The 14,756-nt window shown below is 69.4% G+C and carries 15 protein-coding genes; 11 read left to right on the top strand and 4 right to left on the bottom strand.

The genetic code is table 11. The annotated features are described in order from the left end of the window. Positions 1-176: 176 nt before the first annotated feature. The 8 genes from J2847_RS01925 to J2847_RS01890 all read left to right on the top strand — a co-directional run bounded on the left by J2847_RS01925 (position 177) and on the right by J2847_RS01890 (position 6,758). Complete coding sequence (locus tag J2847_RS01925; protein ID WP_209776576.1) at positions 177-791, top strand: SCO family protein; 615 nt, start codon at positions 177-179, stop codon at positions 789-791. A gap of 248 nt (positions 792-1,039) precedes the next feature. Next, positions 1,040-1,405 carry an AtpZ/AtpI family protein gene (locus tag J2847_RS01920; RefSeq protein WP_209776575.1) on the top strand — a complete coding sequence of 122 codons (366 nt, stop codon included), beginning with the start codon at positions 1,040-1,042 and terminating at the stop codon, positions 1,403-1,405. A 12-nt stretch (positions 1,406-1,417) separates the two neighbouring features. Then, on the top strand, positions 1,418-2,161 hold the full coding sequence (locus J2847_RS01915) for a F0F1 ATP synthase subunit A (protein WP_085556414.1): 744 nt from the start codon (positions 1,418-1,420) through the stop codon (positions 2,159-2,161). A gap of 73 nt (positions 2,162-2,234) precedes the next feature. Continuing rightward, the gene (locus J2847_RS01910) at positions 2,235-2,459 is read left to right on the top strand and encodes an ATP synthase subunit C family protein (protein WP_085556413.1); all 225 of its coding nucleotides are present in this window, start codon (positions 2,235-2,237) and stop codon (positions 2,457-2,459) included. Positions 2,460-2,555: 96 nt separating this feature from the next. After that, on the top strand, positions 2,556-3,206 hold the full coding sequence (locus J2847_RS01905) for a F0F1 ATP synthase subunit B family protein (protein WP_085556412.1): 651 nt from the start codon (positions 2,556-2,558) through the stop codon (positions 3,204-3,206). Continuing rightward, a complete protein-coding gene (locus tag J2847_RS01900; RefSeq protein ID WP_085556411.1) occupies positions 3,203-3,682 on the top strand; it encodes a F0F1 ATP synthase subunit B family protein in 480 nt (159 codons plus the stop codon). Before J2847_RS01905 ends, J2847_RS01900 begins: the two co-directional genes overlap by 4 nt. A gap of 135 nt (positions 3,683-3,817) precedes the next feature. Beyond that, the gene (locus J2847_RS01895; RefSeq protein WP_209776573.1) at positions 3,818-4,633 is read left to right on the top strand and encodes a DODA-type extradiol aromatic ring-opening family dioxygenase; all 816 of its coding nucleotides are present in this window, start codon (positions 3,818-3,820) and stop codon (positions 4,631-4,633) included. A 169-nt stretch (positions 4,634-4,802) separates the two neighbouring features. Then, positions 4,803-6,758 (top strand): sensor histidine kinase, encoded by a 1,956-nt coding sequence (locus J2847_RS01890; protein WP_325169304.1) that lies wholly within the window; start codon positions 4,803-4,805, stop codon positions 6,756-6,758. Positions 6,759-6,760: 2 nt separating this feature from the next. On the opposite strand, the gene J2847_RS01885 is transcribed toward J2847_RS01890, so the two are convergent. The 3 genes from J2847_RS01885 to J2847_RS01875 are packed head-to-tail and all read right to left on the bottom strand — an operon-like array spanning position 6,761 to position 8,953. Beyond that, positions 6,761-7,459 (bottom strand): class II aldolase/adducin family protein, encoded by a 699-nt coding sequence (locus J2847_RS01885; RefSeq protein ID WP_209776570.1) that lies wholly within the window; start codon positions 7,457-7,459, stop codon positions 6,761-6,763. Continuing rightward, complete coding sequence (gene mobA, locus J2847_RS01880; protein ID WP_209776569.1) at positions 7,456-8,079, bottom strand: molybdenum cofactor guanylyltransferase MobA; 624 nt, start codon at positions 8,077-8,079, stop codon at positions 7,456-7,458. Before mobA ends, J2847_RS01885 begins: the two co-directional genes overlap by 4 nt. Further along, positions 8,072-8,953: a formate dehydrogenase accessory sulfurtransferase FdhD gene (locus J2847_RS01875; protein ID WP_209776567.1), complete on the bottom strand. Its 882-nt coding sequence runs from the start codon at positions 8,951-8,953 to the stop codon at positions 8,072-8,074. Before J2847_RS01875 ends, mobA begins: the two co-directional genes overlap by 8 nt. A gap of 70 nt (positions 8,954-9,023) precedes the next feature. Here J2847_RS01875 and J2847_RS01870 point away from each other — a divergent pair, with 70 nt between their 5' ends. Beyond that, the gene (locus J2847_RS01870; RefSeq protein ID WP_209776566.1) at positions 9,024-9,719 is read left to right on the top strand and encodes an ABC transporter permease; all 696 of its coding nucleotides are present in this window, start codon (positions 9,024-9,026) and stop codon (positions 9,717-9,719) included. 92 nt (positions 9,720-9,811) lie between these two features. After that, entirely contained in the window at positions 9,812-10,660 is an 849-nt protein-coding gene (locus J2847_RS01865) for an ABC transporter substrate-binding protein (RefSeq protein WP_209776564.1), read from the top strand. A gap of 55 nt (positions 10,661-10,715) precedes the next feature. Here the strand turns inward: J2847_RS01865 and J2847_RS01860 are convergent, their stop codons facing one another. After that, a complete protein-coding gene (locus tag J2847_RS01860) occupies positions 10,716-12,296 on the bottom strand; it encodes a hypothetical protein (RefSeq protein ID WP_209776563.1) in 1,581 nt (526 codons plus the stop codon). A 362-nt stretch (positions 12,297-12,658) separates the two neighbouring features. On the opposite strand from J2847_RS01860, the gene J2847_RS01855 reads away from it, so the two are divergent. Then, the gene (locus tag J2847_RS01855; protein WP_209776561.1) at positions 12,659-14,686 is read left to right on the top strand and encodes a 4Fe-4S dicluster domain-containing protein; all 2,028 of its coding nucleotides are present in this window, start codon (positions 12,659-12,661) and stop codon (positions 14,684-14,686) included. Positions 14,687-14,756: the final 70 nt, after the last annotated feature.

Raw genomic sequence — 14,756 nt, 5'->3', positions numbered from 1 at the left:
TGGCCAGCCTCCGCGAGACCGGCAGATGGCGGTGCCCACGTCACGTCGCTCGCGGGAGCACCGCTCCCTCGGCCATCGCGATCCCGTCCGGTCCGGCGGCATGGGGCAATCGGTCCTCCCCCGTGCGCGCCGGCCCCCTTGACCTTCGCCGCGTCCGGGCCCATTCCTGAAGCATCATGAAGGCCCGAATCATCCGCATCGCCGTTGCCTCCGTCCTGGCCATCGCCGTGTCCGCCGGCATCGCCTGGTGGCAGGTCCAGAACGCCTCCAGCACGGTGGCGGGCGCCACCAGGAGCGCCGTGCCGATCGGCGGCCCCTTCACCATGACCGACAGCGACGGCAAAACGGTCACCGACGCCGACTATCGCGGCAAGTACCTGCTGGTCTATTTCGGCTACACCTACTGCCCGGACGTCTGCCCCACCGAACTCGGCGCCATGACCCAGGCGCTCGACCAGCTCGGCCGGCAGGCCGACAAGGTGCAGCCGCTCTTCGTCTCCGTCGACCCGGAGCGCGACACGGTGGCGCACCTGAAGGACTATGTCGGGCTGTTCCATCCCCGGCTGATCGGGCTGACCGGAACCGCGGAACAGGTCCGAGACACCGCCCGCGCCTACCGGGTCTACTACGCCAAGGCGCCGCAGAAGGACGGCAAGCCCGACGAATACTTGATGGACCATTCCAGCTTCATCTATCTGATGGGTCCGGACGGCGGTTTTCTTGGCGTCTACCCGGCCGGCACCAGCGCCGACCGCATCGCCCAGGATCTCGGCACCCGCATCGCGGGCTGACCCCGGCGTCACAAAAGCGTCCCAGACAGCCGCAACAGGCGGTTGCCCGCGCTCCGGGCAGCCGCTTTTTTTGCAAGCCGAGACGGGACAACGCGCCGCAGCGCGGCAAAAACCGGGTTATTTCCTTTCTTTCTCAGTCTTTCCAATGACTTAGCAAGAGGGTTTTGCGACTTGACAGGGTTGTCCCCCAAACGTATGGTCTCGCCGCTTTCGCGTGGCGGCGAGCCAAACGGAGATCGGAGGGCGGCATGAACGACAAACCGCCTTCGGACCCTTTGGAAGAGCTCGAAGCCCGTTTGCGCAAGGCGCGTGAAGAACAACGCGGCTGGTCGGGCGGACCCGGTAGCAAATACCACCGTCCTCCCCAGGGAGTGTTGGGCACCGCGCTGCGCATCGGGACCGAGCTGGTCGCGGCCATGATCGTCGGAGTCGGCGGCGGGTATCTGCTCGATCGCTGGCTCGGCACGGCGCCCTGGGGACTGATCGTCATGTTCTTCCTCGGGTCGGCGGCGGGAGTGCTGAATGTCTACCGGGCCGTCAACGGCCTCGGCATCGCCGCCGGCTACAGCCGGCCCACTGGGGACAACGAGCGCCAAGACGGCGACGCACACTGAGCGAGGACGACCTTGGATCCGCTGCACCAGTTTCAAATCAGTTCGTGGTTCCAGATCATCCTCGGCGGCTACGACGTGTCGTTCACGAAGTCGGCCTTCTTCATGGTCGTGGCCGTCGCGGCGATCTATTCGCTGCTGGTCGTCGGCATGGCGAACAGGTCGATGGTGCCCGGCCGTCTGCAATCGGCCGCCGAGATGTTCTACGAGTTCGTCGCCAACCTCGTTCGCGACAACGCCGGCCACGACGCCAAGCCCTACTTCCCGTTCGTGTTCGCCATCTTCATGTTCGTCCTGTTCGGCAACATGATCGGCATGATCCCCTACACCTTCACCTTCACCAGCCACATCATCGTGACCTTCACGCTGGCCGCCGTGGTGTTCGTGTTCGTGACGGTGCTGGCGCTGATCAAGCACGGGCTGCACTTCTTCACCTTCTTCATGCCGCACGGCGCCCCGGTGGCGCTCGCCCCGATCCTCATCCCGATCGAGGTGATCTCCTACGTGATGCGCCCCGTCAGCCTCTCGATCCGACTGTTCGCCAACATGATGGCCGGTCACACGATGCTGAAGGTCTTCGCCGGCTTCACGGTCATGATGATCAGCGGTCTCGGCGCGCTCGGCTTCGTCACCGGTCTGGTTCCGCTCGCCATCAACGTCGCGTTGACCGGCTTCGAGTTCCTGGTCGCGTTCCTGCAAGCCTACGTCTTCTCGATCCTGACCTGCCTGTACATCCGCGACGCGCTGGAACTGCACTGAGCAGAGCCCGCCTTCCGGACCCTCGTTTACCCCGTTCCATCGCGTTCAATACTTACCTAGAGGAATGAGTACCATGGAAGCTGAAGCCGCAAAGTTCATCGGTGCCGGTCTGGCCGTTATCGCCCTCGCCGGCGTCGGCATGGGTATCGGCAACATCTTCTCGACGCTCATCGGCTCGATCGCCCGCAACCCGGCCGTGCAGCCGAAGGTCTTCCCGATCGGCATTCTGGGCTTCGCGCTGACGGAAGCCGTCGCGCTGTTCGCCCTGCTGATCGCCTTCCTGATCCTGTTCGCCTAAGGCCAGAGCGGCTTTCAACAAGAACAGCTCTGACGACGCGGCGCCGGGCTTCTTCGGGAAGTTTCGGCGCCGCTCCTTTGCCTAGGGGGACCGATCATGCCGAACCTGTTGGCCAAAGGCCGGCTGGCCCGCTGGTCGGGTGTGGCGGGCGCTTCGCTCGTCACCCTCACCACGATGGCCGGCACCGTCCTGGCGGCTGCGGCGGAGCACGCTCCGGACGCGGCGCATGGCGGCGAGCACGCTTCCGGCGGCCTGCCGCAGCTCAATCCCGCCAATTTCCCGACCCAGATCTTCTGGCTGGCTCTGACCTTCGGCGTTCTCTACTACCTGCTGTCCAAGAAGGCGCTCCCGCGCGTGGCGGAGGTGCTGGAGGCGCGGCAGGAGCGCATCTCGCGCGACCTCGCCAAGGCCGCCCAGTTGAAGGATGAGGCCGAAGCCGTCCTGGCCCAGGTCGAAGCGTCCCTCGCCGGCGCCCGCGCCGAGGCCCTGACCCTGATCGGTCAGGCCAGCGCGGACATCGAGGCGAACAACCAGGCCCGCCAGGCCGCGCTGAGCGCCGACATCGCCGAGCGTCTGCGCACCGCCGAGGCGTCCATCGCCGCGGCCAAGGAACAGGCTCTCGCCAACGTCCGCACCGCGTCGGCCGACATCGCCCGCGACATCGCCGGCCGCCTGGCCGGTGTCGACGTCGATCAGGCCCAGGCCGACGCCGCGGTGGCGGCAGTGATCGAGGAGCGCCGGGGATGAACACGGCTGAATTCTGGGTTCTCGTCTCCTTCGTCATCTTCGTGGCCCTGGTCTGGAAGAAGGCGGGTGCGGCCATCGCCTCCGCCCTCGACGGCCGCGCCGAGAAGATCCGCGCCGAGCTGGACGAGGCCGAGCGTCTGCACAAGGACGCCCAGGCCCTGCTCAACGGCTACCAGCGCCGTCAGGCCGACGCGCTGAAGGAAGCCGAGGCCGTCCTTGCCCACGCCCGCGAGGAGGCCGCCCGCCTCCGCGCCCAGGCCGGCACCGACCTCGAATCGTCGCTGAAGCGCCGCGAGGCCCAGGCCATGGACCGCATCGCCCAGGCGGAAGCCGCGGCGGTGGCCGAGGTCCGCAACCTGACGGTGGACGTCGCCATCGGCGCCAGCCGCCGCATCCTGGCCGGCGGCGTGCAGGCGGTCCAGGCGGACCGGCTGATCGAGCAGTCGATCGCCGAGCTGCCCAAGCACCTGCACTGATACCCGCGCTTCCCCGCCTTTGTTGCGGGGACAGCAACGGAGTTTCGAGAAACCCCGGCCTTGGCGCCGGGGTTTTTCTTTGGTCGAATGGATCCAGGCCCCTCCTCTTCCGCCCGGCCGGAGTCCGCACCGCCCATGCCCGTCTTCCCGTCCGTTTTCGTCTCCCACGGCGCCCCGACCCTGGTCCTGGAAAACAGCGCCGGACGCGACTTCCTCGCCACCCTGGGCACGCGACTCGGCCGCCCCAGCGCCATCCTCGCCGTCTCGGCCCACTGGACCACCCGCGTCCCCGCCGTCAGCGGCGCTTCGAGGCCGGAGACGGTCCATGATTTCCACGGCTTTCCCGACGCGCTCTACCGCCTGCGCTACCCGGCGCCGGGCGCCCCGGCCCTGGCGGAGCGCGTCGCCGGGTTGACCGGCGCCGTGGTCGATCCCACCCAGGGGCTCGATCACGGCGCCTGGGTGCCGCTGATGCTGATGTACCCGGAGGCCGACATCCCGGTCGCCCAGTTCGCCGTGCAGCCGGGGCGCAGCGCCGCCGAGCACATCGCGCTCGGACACCGGCTCGCCGAGCTGCGGCAGGAGGGGGTGCTGGTCCTCGCCAGCGGCGGGGCTGTCCACAATCTGCGCGAGTTCGTCTATGGCGGCGGCCGCACCGCTCCCTGGGCGTCCGGCTTCGCCGATTGGCTCGACGCGACGCTGACCGCCGGAGACGGCGACGCCGTGGCCGACTGGCTGTCCCGCTGCCCCGACGCCCGGCGCGCCCACCCGACCGACGAGCATTTCCTGCCCTTGCCGGTGGCGCTGGGCGCCGCCGGAGAAAGATTCCGGGCCGAACGGCTGCACGCCGGCTTCGAGCATGGCAGCCTCGGCATGCAGGCCTACGCCTTCACCAACCCGGCGGACGGCGCGATGGAGGGCTTGGGACAAGAGGCCGCCCCCGCCGCCTGACCCACACTTGTCTGTTTGCTGCCCGGTCGCGCCAAGCTACAATCCGCGCCGCGCGGCCGGCCTTCCGCCGGCGCGGCGTTCGGATTGGACAGCGCGTGCGGGAGTTGGCGTGAAGCGGAGCGGCATTCTGTCCCGGACCGGCGGCCTGCCCCGATTCCGTGCAACAACCGTGGCGGGTCGGATTTCCGTCGGCTTCGCCGCCGCCTTGGCGCTCGTGCTGGTTTTGACGATGGTCGGGCTCGGCTGGCTCTACGCGGTGACGCGCGACGTCGGCGCCTTTTCCAGCAGCGCCGACATGTCCCAAGCGGCGGCCGATGCCGACATCGCCTTTCGCGACCTGGAGGTGTCGGTCCGCGACCATCTGGCCTTCGGCGACGACCAGAGCCTGCTCGACGCCACATGGCGGCACGACACGGTGCTGGAACGGCTGGAGGGGCTGGCCCGGAGCGCCACCGCCCCCGCCGACCAGCAGGCGGCGGCCAAGGGCCACGCCTCGCTGAACGAGTATTGGACGGCGGTCGAGCGGGTGATCGCGCTGCGCAACGACCGCTCCACGCGGACCATCACCGTGCTGGAGCCGGTGGTTGCGCAGACCCGCGAGAAGCTGGGGTTGCTGAAAAGCGCCGGTGGCGTCGATTCGACGGCGCTGGCCAGCGACGCCGCCATCGCCGTGCTGCTGATGCAGGAGCATCTCACCCGCTTCGTCGACCGCCGCGACCCGCAGGACGCCGAGGCGATGCGGGCGCAACTCGACACCGCGCGCGGCAAGCTGACCGAGATGAACCGTTACCTGTGGGTCCCCGGCACCCGCCAAGCCATCGGCGAGGTCGGCGATCTGCTGGCCAAGGCCGGCGACGCCGTCGAGAAGATCGAGGCGGCCGTGCTCGAGGAGGACGCGATCCGCGCCGAGACGATGGCGCCCAACGCCGCCGGCATCGCCGCCAACATCGGCGACATCCGCCGCCGGGCCGACGCCGAGGCCGGGGGGCTGCGCGGAACGCTGTCCGCCGGCATGGCCGGCTACACCAAGGTCGCGCTGTGGACCGGCGGCGGCGTGCTGCTGGTCGGGCTGCTGGCGGTCTGGCTGGTCCAGCGCAGCGTCGGCCGCCCGGTCCACGCGATGGCCGGCGCCGTCGCGGCGCTCGCCGCCGGGCGCACCGACGTGGCGCTGCCGGCGATCCGCGGCGAGGACGAGATCGCCGGCATGGCCCGCGCCGTCCACACGCTGCGCGCCAGCGTCGAGGACACCGAGCGCCAACGCCGGGAGGCGGAGGCGATGCATGGCCGCCTGCTGCGCGAGAAGGAGCGCGCCGAGGGCGCCAACGTCGCCAAGACGAATTTCCTGGTCAATCTGAGCCAGGAGCTGCACGGGCCGCTCAACGACATCATCAATTCCAGCCAGACTCTGATGAGCGACCTGCACCGGCTGGGCGTCGACGAGCTGGCGACCGACGTCGAGCACATCCAGTGGACCGGCGAGCAGCTCGCCGGGCTGGTCGACGCGCTGCTCGACTACGCCAAGATCGAGGCGGGGTCGATGGACGTCTGTTTGCAGGATTTCGACGTCAACCGGCTGCTGATCGAACTGCGCGAGCGCTCGCTGCCCGCCGCCGACCTGCACGGCGACACGCTTGAGCTGGCGGCGCCGGCCGGGCTGGGTGCCATGCATTCCGACTTCACCAAGGTGCGTCAGGCGCTGCTGAACCTGCTCGACAACGCCTGCAAGTTCACCGAGGGCGGAAGCGTCACGCTGACCGCCGCGAAGATCGAGCGGGACGGTGCCTCCTGGTTCCGCTTCACCGTCAGCGACACCGGCCGCGGCTTTCCCACGGCGCAGACCGGGCGGTTGTTCCAGCCCTTCGCCCAGGGCGGCGCCCCCAACGCCAAGGGCAAGCCGCGCGGCGCCGGGCTCGGGCTGACGCTGGTCGGGCATTACACCGCCATGCTCGGCGGCGACATCGAGGTGGCGAGCGAACCCGGCCAGGGCACGCGGATCACCCTGACCCTGCCGGCGGTGTACCAGCCCCCGGTGGAGGAGCGCCCGCTGAAGGTCGCCACCGCCGGCGACAGCCGCCCGCTGCTGCGAGTCGCCGATTACCGGCCGGTCGCGCAGCTCACCTCGTAACCTCAACGCGGGCGCGCCGTGTCCTCCGGCGCGTCGCCGTCGTCGAGCGGCTGGCCGTACTTCATCCGCCGCATCTTCTCCGCCACCCGCGCGATCTCGTCGGGCGGGAGGATCGCCGGCTCGCCAAGTTGCTGGGCGTGGAGATACTGGCGGGCCAGGGTCTCGACCTCGACCGCCAGCGCCAGCGCCGCCTTGACCGTCCTGCCCAGCACGATCATGCCGTGGTTGGCGAGCAGACAGGCGAGCCGGCCGTCCAGAGCTTCCAGCGCGTGGTCGGACAGGTCCTGGGTGCCGAAGGTCGCGTAGGGCGCGCAGCGGATCGAATCGCCGCCGGCCAGCGCCACCATGTAATGGAAACTCGGGATGCCGCGCCCATGCACCGCCAGCGCGGTGGCGAAGGTCGGGTGCGCGTGCAGCACCACCTCGACGTCGGGACGGGCGCGCAGGATGTCGCGGTGGATGCGCCATTCCGAGGATGGGCGGCGATCCCCGAGATAGGTGCCGTCGAATCCCATTGCGACGATGTCGACCGGAGTCGTCTCGTCGTAAGGGAGGCTGGTCGGGGTGACGAGGAAGCCGCCCTCGATCCGCATCGACAGGTTGCCGGAGGCCCCCTGGTTGATGCCGAGCCGGTTCATGGCGAGGCAGGCGTCGATGATGGCCCGGCGTTCGGCGAGGTGCGGCGGGTCGGTCATGGTCATCGCACGGCCCCCGACGCCAGCAGTCGTTCGGCCGTCGCCAGATCCTCGGGGCGGTTGGCGTTGAAGAAGGGATCCACCGGCTCGACCGGAAACTCGGCGACCGCCAGCCGATGGCGCGCGGTCCAGGCATCGACCTTGCGCATGTCCTCCTCCAGCATCGCCCGGCGCAGATCGCCGGCCAGCCGGACCGGCCACAGCCCGAAGACCGGATGGTGCCGGCCGCCCGAGCGTGCGCAGGCGAGATCGGCGCCCTCGCGCTCGACGGCGGCGGCCAGCCGGGCGACCAGATCGCCGGGAATGAAGGGCGCGTCGGTGGCGAAGCTGGCGACCCAGCGGACGGCGGGCGCATGGTCCCGCGCCCACTCCAGCCCGGTCAGCACGCCGGCCAGCGGCCCGGCATACCCCTCCACCACGTCGGCCGCCACCGGCAGGCCGAAGACGGCGAAGCGGGCCGGATCGCCGTTGGCGTTCAGCACCAGCGGCCCCACCTGCGGGCGCGCGGCGTCGAGGATGCGCTCCAGGATCGTCCGCCCGCCGAGAAGGCGAAGGTTCTTGTCGCCGCCGCCCATGCGGCGCGACAGCCCGCCGGCCAGCAGCACGCCGGCGACCGGCTCATTCATCGTCACCGCTCCCCTTGCGGGCGTGGCGCCGATCCTCGTCGGCGGCGCCGGCGGGGTCGGCGTCGAAGACCAGCCGGCCGGTGCCGGCCAGCGCCAGGAAGCGCCTGCCCTTGGCCCGCCCGACCAGCGTCAGGTCGGCCTGCCGCGCCAACTGCACGCCCCAGGCGGTAAAGCCCGAGCGCGACACCAGAATCGGAATTCCCATCTGCACCGTCTTGATGACCATCTCCGACGTCAGGCGCCCGGTGGTGTAGAAGATCTTGTCGTCGGCCGGGACTCCGTTCAGATGCATGTATCCGGCGATCTTGTCCACCGCGTTGTGACGGCCGACATCCTCCATGTAGACCAGCGGCCGGTCCTCCTGGCACAGCACGCAGCCATGAATCGCCCCGGCCTCCAGATAGAGGCTGGGCGTCAGGTTGATCGCCTTCGACAGCGCGTAGATCCACGAGGTGCGCAGCCGCGCCGTGTCGGACAGCCGGATCGTCCCGAACCCCTCCATCACGTCGCCGAAGGCGGTTCCCTGGGCGCAGCCGGAGGTCAGCGTCTTCTTCCGCAGCTTGGCCTCGTAATCGGTGGCCCGCCCGGTGCGGACAACCACCGTGTCGGTTTCCTCGTCCACGTCGATGCCGGTGATGCGGTCGTCGCGGCGCAGCATGTTCTGGTTCAACAGATAACCGACCGCCAGGCAATCCGGGTAGTCGCCGATCGTCATCATGGTGACGATCTCCTGCCCGTTCAGATAAAGGGTCAGCGGGCGCTCGACGGTGACCGAGGTCTCGACCGCGTGCCCGTCCTGGTCGAGCCCGGAGACGCGCTCGGTCAGCTTGGGGTTTGCCGGATCCGGCTGTATGGTGAGGGTGCGCAGGCTCATGGATCCGAGTGTGGGAATCCGCCGCCACCGCGACAAGTGCGCCAGTCGGCGGAACCACCAACGGAACCGGATGCACGACTTCACCCAGGCCCTGGCCATGGCCGTCCAGATGATCGTCACCCTCGACGCCGATCTGGCGCGCATCGTCGGGTTGTCGCTGCGGGTCAGCCTGACCGCCGTGCTGGCCGCCACCCTGATCGGTCTGCCGCTCGGCACCGCCGTCGCGGCGCTGCGTTTTCCGGGGCGGCGGGGGCTTTCGGTGGCGCTCAACACCCTGATGGGGCTGCCGCCGGTGGTGGTCGGGCTGGTGGTCTTCCTGCTGCTGTCGCGCTCCGGCCCGTTCGGCGTGCTGGGGCTGCTGTTCACGCCGGCCGCGATGATCGTCGCGCAGACGGTGCTGATCCTGCCGATCGTCGCCTCGCTGGCCCGCCAGACGGTCGAGGATCTGCTGGTCGAGTATGACGACCTGCTGCGCGTCACCGGCGCCGGCCCCTTTCACACGCTGACCACCCTGCTGTCGGAGGCGCGCTGGAGCCTCGTCACCGCCATCCTCGCCGGCTTCGGCCGCGCCTCGGCCGAGGTCGGAGCGGTGATGATCGTCGGCGGCAACATCGAGCACGCCACCCGCGTGATGACCACCGCCATCGCGCTGGAAACCAGCAAGGGCGATTTGCCGATGGCGCTCGGGCTGGGGGTGGTGCTGATGACGCTGTCGCTGGCGGTGAATCTCGCGGCGTCGCTGCTGCGCGAGGCGGCGCGCCGGTAGAATCAGCCCTTTGGCCGCCTTGGCAGGCTGGGCACGCTCCGCCCATAGTGCCTCACGCCGACGATGCGGCAACGCGTTTGGAGGGAACAGAGATGCTACGCCGGTCTTTCGCGATAGGGTGCGCCGCCGCCGCGGCGCTGTTCGGCCTGCTGCCGGGCACGGTGACGCAGGCCGGTGCCGCCGACCGCTTCATCACCGTTGCCTCCACCACCTCGACCGAGGATTCGGGGCTGTTCAAGGACCTGCTGCCGAAATTCACCGCGAAGACCGGCATCGGGGTGCGGGTGGTCGCGAAGGGGACCGGGCAGGCGATCGACCTCGCCAAGCGCGGCGACGCCGACGTGCTGTTCGTCCACCACAAGCCGTCGGAGGAAAAATTCGTCGCCGAGGGCTTCGCGACCGAGCGCAAGCCGGTGATGTACAACGACTTCATCGTCGTTGGCCCGGCGAAGGATCCGGCCGGGGTCAAGGGCTCGAAGGACGTGACGGACGCGCTGGCGAGAATCGCCGCGGCCAAGGCCCCCTTCGTCTCGCGCGGCGACGACAGCGGCACCCACAAGGCCGAACTCGCGCTATGGACGGCGGCGAAGCTCGACCCGGCCAAGGCCGACGGCGGCTGGTACAAATCGATCGGCCAGGGCATGGGACCGACCCTGAACACCGCCGCCGCCATGGAGGGCTACGCGCTGGCCGACCGCGGCACCTGGCTGAACTTCAGGAACCGTGGCGACTTGGCGGTCCTGGTCGAGGGCGACAAGCGCCTGTTCAACCAGTATGGCGTCATGCTGGTGAACCCGGCCAAATTCGCCCATGTGAAGGCCGGAGACGGCCAAGCCTTCGTCGATTGGCTGGTGTCGGCGGAAGGCCAGAAGGCCATCGCCGATTACACCATCGGCGGCCAGCCCCTGTTCTTCCCCAACGCCAACGAGCCGGGCGCCTGATCCCCGGCCCCGAACCCCAGCCCGAAGCCCCGGCCCCGAGCCTTGCCCCCGCCCGTCAGACTTTGAAGTTGACTGGCGGGTCCAGGAAATCGGTGATCTTGGGCATGCCGTCGCGGAACAGCGGCATCGCCTTCAGATCCTTCACATAGCCGCTGCCGCCCAGCATGGATTCGAAGCTCTTTCCCTGCTGGGCGCCGGTTTCCATGGCCTTCTTGATCATGCGGGCGATGGGGTTCGCGCTGTCCGCGACGGTCGACGGCTTGCCCTGGGCGCGCGTCAGATTCTCATGGGCGAGCTGGTTCGCCGCCCGCTGCACCGCCCAATTGGCCGAAGCCTTCTCCTCGTCGCTGACGCTGTCGAGGAAGGCGACGGCCGCCCTGAAGCCGGCGGCCTTGTCGGTGCCCTTGGGATCGCCCTTCTTCATGGCCTCGGCCTGCTGTTCGGCCATCAGGTTCTGGGCGGCCTCCTGCTCGGCCTTCGAGAACAAGCGGCCGCTGTTGCTGGCCACCGCGAACAGGGAGCGGCGGTCGAGCCCGGCGAACACCGTCCTGATGGACTCCTCGTCGCCCTTCGCGACGCCGTTCGCCTTTCCCTTCTCGGACAGGGTGCGGTAGCCGGCGTCCAGCGAATCGCGCGCCTCCCTGGACACTTGGCCCATGCTCGGCAGCCCCTTGGACGCGGAGGCCTGCGCGGCGGTCTTGGCTGCCTGATCGAGCATCGCCAAGGCGTCCGAGCCAACCGCCACCGGGCCGGCCGTCACCGGGCCGGCCGCCACCGTGGGTTTCGAATCGGGGGACGCCGGGTCGTAGCGCGGATTCTCCACGTAGGTGCCCTGCTCGAGCCCGGCGATGTCGACGTTCGCCGTGTACTTCTTCAGGCCATTGACCCAATGGTCGGCGACAAGGCCCCGATCCACCATCTTTTGCAGGGCTTTCTTGCCCCGTTCGTCGTCCAGCGCCAGAAAGCCGTCCTCGCTGTCGCCGAAACCCAGCGCCTCGTAGGCTTCCTCCCCCTTCTCCCGCAGCCGGCCCTGGATACTGGCCATCGTCTCACGGGGCTTCTCACCGACGGCGGCGGCGTAGTCCTTGTTGGCGCTCTCGATCTCGGCGCGCAGAGCGCCCATCTCCTCCTCGTGGGCGGCGCGCTCCTCGGCCGATGGGGCCCTCCCCTCCCGACCTCTTATGAATTGGACGCCCACCGCCATCAGCTTGTCGTTCGTCGCCCGAATCCGCTCTTCCTTGACCCTGCTCGCGTCCTGGATGAGCTTGCGTTGCGCCTCCAGTTCCTCGTCTTCCGCGTCCTTCGGCCGCTCCTTCAGAAAGCGTTCGCGAACGGAGGCCGTCGCCAGGGCGCGCAGACCCAGGGAGATCTCCTCCACCGTGGCCCCGCCATTCTTGACCATGCCCTCGAGATGCGCCCGCCCCTTGCTGCCAAGGGAGGCGAACACATCGGCGGCGACCCCCTTCAGCGATTTCCCCAGGCTGCCGACCTCCACCTTGTCCTCGATCGCGCCGGACGCCTTCGTAGCCCCCGCCGAAGACCGCAGTCCGTCCGCCGATGCCGCGGCGGGCGACCTCCGCAGCACGGAGTTGGCGGCGCTCGTCACACCGAACAATGAGGAAGCCGCGATCGCCATGATTTCGATCCCCTTTTGCACAACAAGCGCCGATGACGAAGCCCATCACGCGAACGGACGGGTCCGGACAACACTTCATTATCGAAGCAAAAATTTCCTCTTTCCGACATAAAATGACTCCAGCCCGGTTAATCATCTCTTAAAAATTGCAATTCCAAATCAAGACCTCTGTTGTGGAAATTTGTTCTCACCGAAACAATCCCCGGAAATTGCAGACTGCCAACCGAGCGCCTGGACCGCGGACATCGCATAGGAGCCGGTCAAAGGTGGTCATCATTAAGATTTCCTTCCCATGCCACCGCGCAGGCCCATATGACTCCCCATGGGGGTTCGTCTTGGGGCTGGGCGGGAGTGGTCAGGGCATGAAGATCGGCAACCGCAAGCTGCTCGTCTGCGATTGCGCCCACAGCATGCGGCTTGACGGAGCCGCGCTCGGCAAGGCGTGCGGCGACGGCGGGGCCGTCACGGTCCACACCCAGCTCTGCCGGGGGCAGCTCGACCGTTTCGAGGCGGCGGCGGCCAACGGCGAGCCGCTGCTGGTCGCCTGCACCCAGGAGGCCCCGCTGTTCGGCGAGGTCGCCGCCGGGACCGCCCCCGACACGCCGGTCGGCTTCACCAACATCCGCGAGCGCGCCGGCTGGTCCGACGAAGGCGCCGACGCCCTGCCGAAGATCGCCGCCCTGCTGGCCGAGGCGGCGCTGCCGATCCCGCCGACCGGCGCGCTGTCGCTCAATTCCCAGGGGGTGTGCCTCGTCTACGGCACCGACGAACGCGCCATCGAGGCCGGGCGCGAACTGGCGGGCCACCTCGACGTCACCGTTCTGCTGGCCGCTCCCAAGGAGGTCGAGCCGCCGCGCGTGATGGACATCGCCCTGTTCCGGGGGCGCATCCGCAGCGCGCGCGGCTGGGTCGGCGCCTTCGAAATCGTGGTGGACGACCACGCGCCCGCCCTGCCCTCATCGCGGGGCGCGCTCGCCTTCGAGCCGGTGCGGCAAGGCGCCTCGGCGCGCTGCGACCTGATCCTCGACCTCACCGGCGGAACGCCGCTCTTCCCGGCCCACGGCAAGCGCGACGGCTACCTGCGCCCCGACCCGAACAGCCCGGCCCAGGTGGCCAGGGCCCTGCGCGACATCGCCGATCTGGTCGGGGTGTTCGAGAAGCCGCGCTATGTCGATTACAAGGCCGATCTCTGCGCCCATTCCCGCAGCCGCAAGACCGGCTGCACCCGCTGCCTCGACGTCTGCCCGACCGGCGCCATCACCCCCGGCGGCGACACCGTCGCCATCGACGCCCATGTCTGCGCCGGCTGCGGCTCCTGCGCGGCGGTCTGCCCGACGGGAGCGGCGACCTACGCCCTGCCGCCGCAGGTCACGGTCCATGAACGGCTGCGGACGCTGCTCTCCACCTACGCCGGGGCCGGCGGTTCGGCGCCGGTGCTGCTGATCCACGACCCGCGCCACGGCGACGCGGTGATCGGCATGATGGCCCGGCACGGGCGCGGCCTGCCGGCGCGCGTGCTGCCCTTCGCGCTGAACGAGGTCACGCAGGCCGGCTTCGACCTGTTCGCGCTGGCGCTCGCCTATGGCTGCACCCACGTCCGCGTGCTGACCGGCCCGGAGAACGCGGGCGAGACCGCCGGGCTGGCGAGTCAGATCGGGCTGGCCGAGACGGCGCTGAGCGGGCTCGGTTACGGGACCGGCCGGGTGTCGGCAATCGACGCCCCGGATCCCGAGGCCGTCGCCGAGGAACTGTGGAGCCTGCCGCCCACCGCCCCGCACCGCGCCGGCCTGTTCCTGCCGATGGGGTCGAAACGCACCGTCACCATGCTGGCCCTGCGCCACCTGCACGCCGTGGCCCCCGCCCCGGTGGAGGTGCTGCCGCTGCCGCCGGGCGCTCCGTTCGGCCGGGTGGCGGTGGACACCGCCGGCTGCACCCTCTGCCTGTCCTGCGTCGGCGCCTGCCCGACCGGGGCGCTGCTCGACAACGCGGACGCGCCGCGGCTGTCCTTCGCCCAGGACGCCTGCGTGCAATGCGGGCTGTGCAAGGCGACCTGCCCGGAGGCGGTCATCACCCTGGTGCCCGAGATGGATTTCCGCGACGGGGCGCGGGGCGCCGTCGTGGTGAAGGAGGAGGAGCCCTTCCACTGCGTGTCCTGCGGCAAGCCCTTCGCCGCCAAATCCTCGATCGACCGGATCGCCGCGGCCCTGGCCGGCAAGCACTGGATGTTCGCGACGCCGGAGGCCGCCAACCGCATCCGCATGTGCGGGGATTGCCGCGTGCGGGACCAGGTCGCGCGTGGCGACGCGCCCTTCGCTCTCGGCCGGCCGCCGGTGCCCCGCACCACCGACGACGACCTGCGCGACCGCGAGGCGGCACGCAAGGCCAAGTGAGGCGCTTTCCACTTGACGGAAATCAAAGCCTCCCTCCCCTCCCCCGTGAGACAGATCGTCCCCACATCTG

Origin of the sequence: Azospirillum agricola, assembly GCF_017876095.1 — a bacterium.
GTDB classification, from domain to species: domain Bacteria; phylum Pseudomonadota; class Alphaproteobacteria; order Azospirillales; family Azospirillaceae; genus Azospirillum; species Azospirillum agricola.
This window is presented reverse-complemented; position numbering and strand designations above follow the sequence as displayed.